Below are 7,501 nucleotides of genomic sequence, written 5' to 3'. Positions count from 1 at the left end.
ATCGAGGTGGAGAGCCACTGCGAGCACCACATGGCCCCGTTCCTGGGCAAGGCCTACGTGGCCTACATGCCCACCAACCGCGTCGTCGGCATCTCCAAGATCGCCCGCGTCGTCGAGATCTTCGCCAAGCGTCTCCAGACCCAGGAGACCATGACCCAGCAGATCGCTGACGCCATCACCGACAGCCTGCGCCCGGCCGGCGTCGCCGTGCTGATCGACGCCAACCACCAGTGCATGTCGACCAGAGGCGTCCACCACCGCCACGTCTCGACGATCACCACCCAGTTCACCGGGGTCTTCAAGACCGACCCGACGCTGCGCCAACGGTTCCTGGACTTCGTGAACCGGAAATAGCGGCCCCTAATCGGGGGTGGTCAGCGGGTTGGTCGGCTCGCCCTCGCCCGGCGCTCTGGGCGGGTGGACGATCGTCACCAGCACGAAGCTCAAGAGGATCAGCAGGTACCACGCCCCGAGCTTGCCGATCGGCACCAGCGCCCAGCCGTGGCGCTGGTTCGGATAGATCCAGGCCGAGGTGAAGGTGCCGATGTTCTCGGCGAACCAGATGAAGAGCGCCACCAGGACGAGGCCCATCAGCACCGGCATGCGCCGCGCCTCGCGGTCCGGCGTGAAGGTGAACCACGACCGCCAGAACATCAGGATCGAGGCGGCGTAGAGGCCCCAGCGGATGTCCGGCAGGTAGTGGTGGCTGAAGAAGTTGACGTAGCTCGCCACCGCCAGCAGCCAGGGCGCCCACATCGGCGGCCAGCGGATGAAGCGGATCTCGAAGAGCCGCATGATGCGCGCGATGTAGGAGCCGATCGCCCCGTACATGAAGCCCGAGAACAGCGGCACGCCGCCGATCCGCAGCAGGCTCGGCTCCGGATAGATCCACGAGCCGTGTGCGGTCTTGAAGATCTCCATGCAGGTGCCGACCACGTGGAAGATCAGGATCACCGCCGCCTCGTCCCAGCGTTCCAGGCGGGTCGCCAGCAGCAGGACCTGGATCGCCACGGCGCCCAGCACGAGGACATCGTAGCGGGCGACCGGCGCGTGGCTCGGCCAGAGGAAATGGGTGCCGACGATCAGCGCCAGCATCGCGGCGCCGAACAGGCAGGCCCAGGCCTGCTTCAGGCCGAACAGCAGGAATTCGTAGGCCCAGCCGTGCAGCCGGCTGCGCGCCGCCCAGGGCCGCACCGCCAGGTCCATGGCGACAACCTGGGCCTTGATCCGGTCCTTGAGACTCATCGGGGCCAAGGCTAGCGCGGAGCGGGGGAGCGGCGCCATATGGAGGCCATGACCGCGACCTTCCCCCAGGCGTCCGATAAGCACGCCCTCGAACACGGCGAGGTGCTGGCGCCGCGCTTCGACGCTAACGGCCTGATCGCGGCGATCGCCACCGACGCGGACACCGGCGAGGTTCTGATGTTCGCCTGGATGAACGCCGAGGCGCTCAGCCGGACGCTGGATACCGGCGAGGCGCACTACTTCAGCCGCTCGCGCGGTGAGCTCTGGCACAAGGGCGCGACCAGCGGCCAGATCCAGCGCATCGTCGAGGCGCGGATCGACTGCGACCAGGATTGCGTCTGGCTGAAGGTCCGGCCGCAGGGCGACGGCGGCGCCTGCCACACCGGCGCGCGGTCGTGCTTCTATCGCCTCATCGTCAACGGCAAGCTGGTCGACCGGCCATGACCATCGTCCAGGCGCTGCTCGCCTTTGGTGTCGCCGCCGGGCTCCTGACACTGACGCCGGGGCTCGACACCGCGCTCGTCCTGCGCACCGCCGCCGTGGAGGGGCCGAAGAAAGCCTGGCTCGCGGCCTTCGGCATCTGCCTGGGCACTCTGGGCTGGGGCGCGGCGGTGGCGCTCGGCCTGGGCGCCGTGCTCGCCGCCTCGAACCTGGCGTTCCAGGTCCTGAAGTGGGCCGGGGCGGCCTATCTCGTCTGGCTCGGCCTCAACCTGATCCTCAAGCCGCGCAGCAAGTTCGAGATCGCCGGCGCCGGCTCAGCGCCCCGCAGCGGCCTCGGCTGGCTGTGGAAGGGCGCGCTCAACAACCTCCTCAACCCCAAGGCCGGCGTCTTCTACGTGTCGTTCCTGCCGCAGTTCGTGCCGGCGGGCGTGCCGGCCGCGCCCTGGATGTTCATGCTGGCCATGCTGCACGACGTCATGGGGCTTATGTGGTTCGCCGTGCTGATCGGGGCGACCCGGCCGATCGCCGGCGTCCTGCAGCGGGCCGCGGTCGTGCGCTGGCTCGACCGGCTGACCGGCGGCGTCTTCCTGGCGTTCGGAGTCCGCCTCGCGCTGGCGCGGCGCTAGACGGCCTTCAGCCCCGACACCCCGCCCGGCCCCGGCGTCGCCCGATAGGTCGCCAGCGGCCTGGTGTTGAAGGCCTTGTCCTTGATGCTGGAGACCGCCATCAGCTCGGCCGTCGCCTGGGCGTGGGTCAGGGTCAGGAGCACGAAACCCTTGGCCGTCTGGTTGTTGTAGAGGACCTCGCGGTTGTATTTGGCGAAGGCGTCGCCCAGCGGGACCGCGGCGATCGGCTCGCCCGGCCCCGGGCTGGTGATCCCCGCGGTTCCGAACTCGACCGCCACCCGCTTGCCGCCGGTCTCGGCGTCGAACAGCTCGTTGGCCCAGAAGGCGTGGCTGTCGCCGGAGACCACGATGGCGTTGGCCCGGGCCTTCTCGATCAGGCCGTAGAGCCGCTGGCGGTCGGCGGGATAGCCGTCCCACATGTCCGCGCCCCAGGGCAGGCCGAGCGCCGCATTGGCCTCGATCCGGGCGAGCCGGTTGGCGCCGGCCCGCGAAAGCTCGGCCTTGGCCGCCGCATAGCCCTGTTCGGTCATGTACTTGTGGATCGGCGGGGTGAAGAGCCGCGCCATCACCACCTCGTTGCCGATCACCTGCCAGGGGCGCCCGCTCTTGACGGACTCGGCCATGGCCCGCTCCAGCCAGGCCTCTTGGCCCGCCGACATCATCTTGCGGGCGGGATCGGCCAGCCGCTTGCGCCAGGCCGCGACGTCGGCCGCCGTCGGCTCCTTGGGCATCTCGACGTCGGGATAGAGCTGGTGGTCGCGCGCCGTCAGCCGGGTCTCCAGCATGAACAGGCTGGCGACGTCGCCGAAGTCGAAGCTGCGGTTGATCGAGAAGCCGCCGCCCACCGGCTCGCGGATCGGCATCCACTCGTAATAGGCCTTGATCGCCACGGCCTTGCGGACGTTCCAGTCGCCCTCGGTCGCCGGCTGGTGGTTCTCCGCGCCGCCCATCCAGCTGTCGTTGGCCGTCTCGTGGTCGTCCCAGACAACGATCCAGGGCGCGCGGGCGTGGGCCGCCTGCAGCTGGGGGTCGGTCTTGTACTGGGCGTGGCGGCGCCGATAGTCGGCGAGGCTCAGGCACTCGTGCGGCGGATCGTGCGGCCGCTCGCCGGCCACCGGAGAGTCCATGCCGTAGGAGCTCGGCCCGCCGTACTCGTAGATGTAGTCGCCCAGATGGACCACGGCGTCGACCCGCGGCAGGGCGGCGATCGCGCCATAGGCGTTGAAGTAGCCGTTCGGATAGAGCGCGCAGGTGCAGACGGCCAGCACCGCGTCCTTGGTCGGCCCGTCCGCCAGGGTGCGGGTGCGGCCGACCGGCGACTTCGCCCCGCCGGCCTCGAACTGGAAGCTGTAGGCGCGTCCCGGATCGAGCCCAACCACATCGACCTTGACCGTATAGTCCCGGTCGGCGCCGGTGAGGCCCTCGCCGCGCTTGCCGCCGCCCTTGCGATCGACAGGGTCGAGGCTCCAGCGGTATTCGACGTCGCCCGAGCCCTGCGAGGTGATGCGGGTCCAGAGGATCACCCGGTCCTGCTGGGGATCGCCCGAGGCCACGCCGTGATGGAAGGCGACCGCGTCCTTGGCGAACGCCCGGCCCGCCGGCGCGGCGGCGCCAAGACCCAGCAGGGCCAGCGCCCTGCGCCTGTCGATCAGCATGTCTCGTCCCCGGCTCGCGCTTGTTGTCGCGCCCACGTATTAGAGGCGCAGAGTATCACAGGAGATCGATCAGCCGTGTCCAGCGAAGGCCTCCACGTTCCGCGCGAAAAGCTCAAGGGCAAGACGCTCAACCGGCACTACGCCATCACCTCGCTGATCGAGGAGCTCGAGGCGGTCGACTGGTACCGCCAGCGCGCCGACGACTGCGACGACCCGGCCCTCGAAGCCATCCTGCGCCACAACGCCCGCGAGGAGCTGGAGCACGCGGCGATGGTGCTTGAGTGGCTCCGCCGCAACGACAGCGAAGTGGACGAGCAACTGACCGAATATCTGTTCAAGACGGGCTCGATCACCGGCCACGAGGAAGCCGCCGCCGGCAAGAATGGCGACTGACGCGCCCCTCGAAGCCGAGGCCGACGAAGAGGAGTCCTTCGGCGTCCGCATCGTGGCGGTGCGCCCGGAAGACGCGGGCGGCCGCATCGACAAGGTGCTGGCCGACCTCCTGCCGGAGATGTCGCGCAGCCGCGTCCAGGCGCTGATCGCCGAAGGCCGGGTCAGCCGCGACGGTGCGCCGGTGACCGACGCCTCCGGAAAGGCTGGACCGGGCGACTACCGCCTGGAGATCCCGCCCCCGGTCGCCGCCGAGCCGGCCCCCGAGGCAATCCCGCTCACCGTGCTCTTCGAGGACGAATATCTGATCGTCATCGACAAACCCTCCGGCATGGCCGTCCACCCCGCGCCCGGCAGCGAGACCGGCACCCTGGTCAACGCCCTCCTTCGTCATTGCGGGGCCAGCCTTTCGGGGATCGGCGGGGTGGCGCGGCCGGGGATCGTCCACCGCATCGACAAGGACACCTCCGGCGTCATCGTCGCGGCCAAGACCGACGCCGCCCACCAGGGCCTCTCGGCGCTCTTCGCCGCCCACGACATCGACCGGCTCTACATCGCGCTCACCCGCGGCGCGCCCCGCGCACCCAAAGGGACCATCGAAGGCCCCATCGGCCGCTCTTCCGCCGACCGCAAGAAGATGGCCATCGTGAAATCCGGCGGTCGCCATGCCGTCACCCACTACGCCGTCGAGCGCGTCTTCGGCCCAGCCGCCAAGCCGCTGGCCGCGCGGGTGGCCTGCAGGCTGGAGACCGGACGCACCCACCAGATCCGCGTCCATCTGGCCTCGGTCGGCGCGCCCTGCCTGGGCGATCCCGCCTACGGCTCCGGGCCGCCCGCGGAAAAGGTGCGCGCCGCGATCGCCGAGGCGGGGCTGAAACGCCAGGCCCTGCACGCCGCGGTGCTGGGCTTCCGCCACCCGGTCACCGGCGAGACCTTACGCTTCGAAAGCCCGCTCCCCCCCGACATGGCCAAGCTGCAGGGCCTGCTCGAGGCCCTCTGAGCATTTCACGGCCGCAAGCGCCTGCGTACGGAGCGTAACCACGAGGCAACAATGGCGCCCTTATTTGGCCGGGCTGAGCGGCGACGAAGCTGGCTGAGCCTCGGGGGAAATCGGCGGGCCCAGAACGGCGCCGCTTACGAATGAGCGGCGCGTGATCCTCAAGACCCTGCAATCTCCCCGGCGGGCCGGCCTGGCCTGGCCGCTGTGCGCTGGGGCGGCTCTCACCCTGCTGGCCGGCGCCTCCGCGGCTGCCGAGGCCAAGAAGCCCGCGCCGCCGACCAAGCCCAGCACCGTCTCCGAACTGGTGGTCACCGCGGAGCACCGCACCGAGCCCGGCGCGGTGGTGGGCGACATCAAGCCCGACCTGCAGCTCGCGCCGGAGGACGTCGCGGCCTACGGGGTCAGCACCATCACCGACCTGCTCGACGAGCTCGGCCCGGAGATCGGCTCGAACAGCGGCCGCGGCGGCGAGGGCCCGGCGATCCTGGTCAACGGCCGCCGCATCTCCGGCTTCAACGAGATCCGCAACCTGCCCACCGAGTCGATCCTGCGCGTCGACATCCTGCCGGAGGAGGCCGCGCTGAAATACGGCTTCTCGGCCAACCAGCGCGTCGTCAACATCGTGCTGAAGGACCACTACGGCTCTCAGCTCGTCGATCTGGTCGGCGGCGCGACCACCGCGGGTGGGGGGGCCGCGGGCCAGGCGGAGGTCGGCGTCACCCGCATCTCCGGCGAGCGCCGCTTCAACCTCGACCTGAAGTACAATCCCCAGGCCTCGCTGACCGAGGCCCAGCGCGACGTGACCCCGCTGACCACCGGCCCGGCCGTCGACCTGGCGGGAAACCCCCTCGACGCCCGGCGCTTTCGGACGCTGGTGTCGGAGAGCCAGAAGGTCTCGGCCAACGCCGTCCTCACCCGGCCGATCTTCGCCGACATCAGCGCCACGGTGAACGCCACCTTCGAGGCGACCAAGAGCGACGCCCTGCGCGGCTTGCCGAGCGTCAGCCTGGTCGACCCATCCGGCGTCGAGATCGATCGCCTGGCGACCAACTTCGGCGCGCTGAACCAGGACGCCCAAACCTGGACCGGCCACCTGGGCGTCAGCCTCAATCGCGACGTCTCCCAGTGGCGCCTGGCGCTCACCGGCAACTACGATCACGCCGACAGCCGCAACGCCAACGACGGCGGGCTCGACTCCGCGGCCCTGCAGGCCGCGCTGACGGCGGGAACCGTGGTCGTCAGCCCGACGGGCCCGATCCCGGCCAACCTGCTGACGCTGCGCGCCCAGGACACCGGCCACTCGAAGTCGGACACCGGCAATGTCCAGTTCATCGCATCCGGGCCGATCTTCACCCTGCCGGCCGGCCAGATCCGGACCAGCTTTCGCCTCGGCGTCTCCGGCAGCGACTTTTCGTCAGCGTCCGAGCGGTTCGGGATCGTGCAGTCCGCCGACTTCTCACGCAGCGGCGGCGCCGCCCAGGCCAGTCTCGATGTGCCGCTGACCAGCAAGACGTCGAAGGTCCTGCCGTTCCTGGGCGACATCAACCTCAATACCCACGTCGCCGTGGACCAGGCCTCCGACTTCGGGACCCTGACCACCTTCGGCTATGGCGTCCACTGGACCCCGGTCACCGGCCTCAGCATCCTGGCCTCGCATCTGCGCGACGAGGCGGCGCCCAGCCAGCAGCAGCTCGGCGCGCCGCTGCTGCTGACCCCCGGCACGCGGATCTTCGACTTCGTCACCGGCCAGACCGTCGACGTGACCCAGGTCTCCAGCGGCAATCCGGCGCTCACCCGCGACCAGCGCGACCGCACCTCGATCCGGGTGACCTGGCAGCCGATCGCCGACAAGCAGCTGATCTTCCGCGCCGACTACAACAGGATCCACATCAAGAACCCGATCGCCACCTTCCCGGCCGCCAGCGCCGAGATCGAGGCGGCCTTCCCCGACCGTTTCGTCCGCGACGCCGACGGCGAACTGACCGAGGTCGACTACCGACCGGTCAATTTCGCGAGCCAGGACACCAGCTCGCTGAAGTGGGGCTTCGACTGGTCGCGCCCGATCGGGCCGGTGACCGCGCCTGCGCCGCAGCGCGGCGGCGCGCTCGGCCAGCTACGGCGCGCCCTGCCGCGCGGCGTCGCGC

Annotated in this window: 7 protein-coding genes and 1 pseudogene; 6 read left to right on the top strand and 2 right to left on the bottom strand. The window is 70.2% G+C overall.

What is annotated here, in order from left to right; all coding sequences use genetic code 11:
- Nucleotides 1-354, top strand: a 354-nt coding sequence (folE, locus tag ACESMY_RS23285) for a GTP cyclohydrolase I (RefSeq protein WP_372787027.1), incomplete at its 5' end; no start/stop codon positions are given.
- A gap of 6 nt (nt 355-360) precedes the next feature.
- On the opposite strand, the gene ACESMY_RS23280 is transcribed toward folE, so the two are convergent.
- Nucleotides 361-1,245 carry a DUF817 domain-containing protein gene (locus tag ACESMY_RS23280; RefSeq protein WP_372787026.1) on the bottom strand — a complete coding sequence of 295 codons (885 nt, stop codon included), beginning with the start codon at nt 1,243-1,245 and terminating at the stop codon, nt 361-363.
- A gap of 48 nt (nt 1,246-1,293) precedes the next feature.
- Between ACESMY_RS23280 and hisI the strand changes: the two genes are divergently transcribed.
- Nucleotides 1,294-1,689, top strand: coding sequence for a phosphoribosyl-AMP cyclohydrolase (hisI, locus tag ACESMY_RS23275; protein WP_372787025.1), 396 nt, complete (start codon nt 1,294-1,296; stop codon nt 1,687-1,689).
- Complete coding sequence (locus ACESMY_RS23270) at nt 1,686-2,312, top strand: LysE family translocator (RefSeq protein WP_372787024.1); 627 nt, start codon at nt 1,686-1,688, stop codon at nt 2,310-2,312. Before hisI ends, ACESMY_RS23270 begins: the two co-directional genes overlap by 4 nt.
- On the opposite strand, the gene ACESMY_RS23265 is transcribed toward ACESMY_RS23270, so the two are convergent.
- Nucleotides 2,309-3,967: an alkaline phosphatase gene (locus ACESMY_RS23265; RefSeq protein WP_372787023.1), complete on the bottom strand. Its 1,659-nt coding sequence runs from the start codon at nt 3,965-3,967 to the stop codon at nt 2,309-2,311. The genes ACESMY_RS23270 and ACESMY_RS23265 overlap by 4 nt on opposite strands.
- A 75-nt stretch (nt 3,968-4,042) precedes the next feature.
- Between ACESMY_RS23265 and ACESMY_RS23260 the strand changes: the two genes are divergently transcribed.
- From ACESMY_RS23260 to ACESMY_RS23250, 3 genes and pseudogenes are all read left to right on the top strand, one after another.
- Complete coding sequence (locus tag ACESMY_RS23260; protein ID WP_372787022.1) at nt 4,043-4,360, top strand: ferritin family protein; 318 nt, start codon at nt 4,043-4,045, stop codon at nt 4,358-4,360.
- Nucleotides 4,350-5,357: an RluA family pseudouridine synthase gene (locus tag ACESMY_RS23255; protein WP_372787021.1), complete on the top strand. Its 1,008-nt coding sequence runs from the start codon at nt 4,350-4,352 to the stop codon at nt 5,355-5,357. Before ACESMY_RS23260 ends, ACESMY_RS23255 begins: the two co-directional genes overlap by 11 nt.
- 151 nt (nt 5,358-5,508) lie before the next feature.
- Nucleotides 5,509-7,501 (top strand): annotated as a pseudogene (locus tag ACESMY_RS23250) (hypothetical protein); the annotation flags it as partial.

The organism is Phenylobacterium sp., assembly GCF_041691455.1.
In the GTDB taxonomy this organism is placed as follows: domain Bacteria; phylum Pseudomonadota; class Alphaproteobacteria; order Caulobacterales; family Caulobacteraceae; genus Phenylobacterium.
This window is presented reverse-complemented; position numbering and strand designations above follow the sequence as displayed.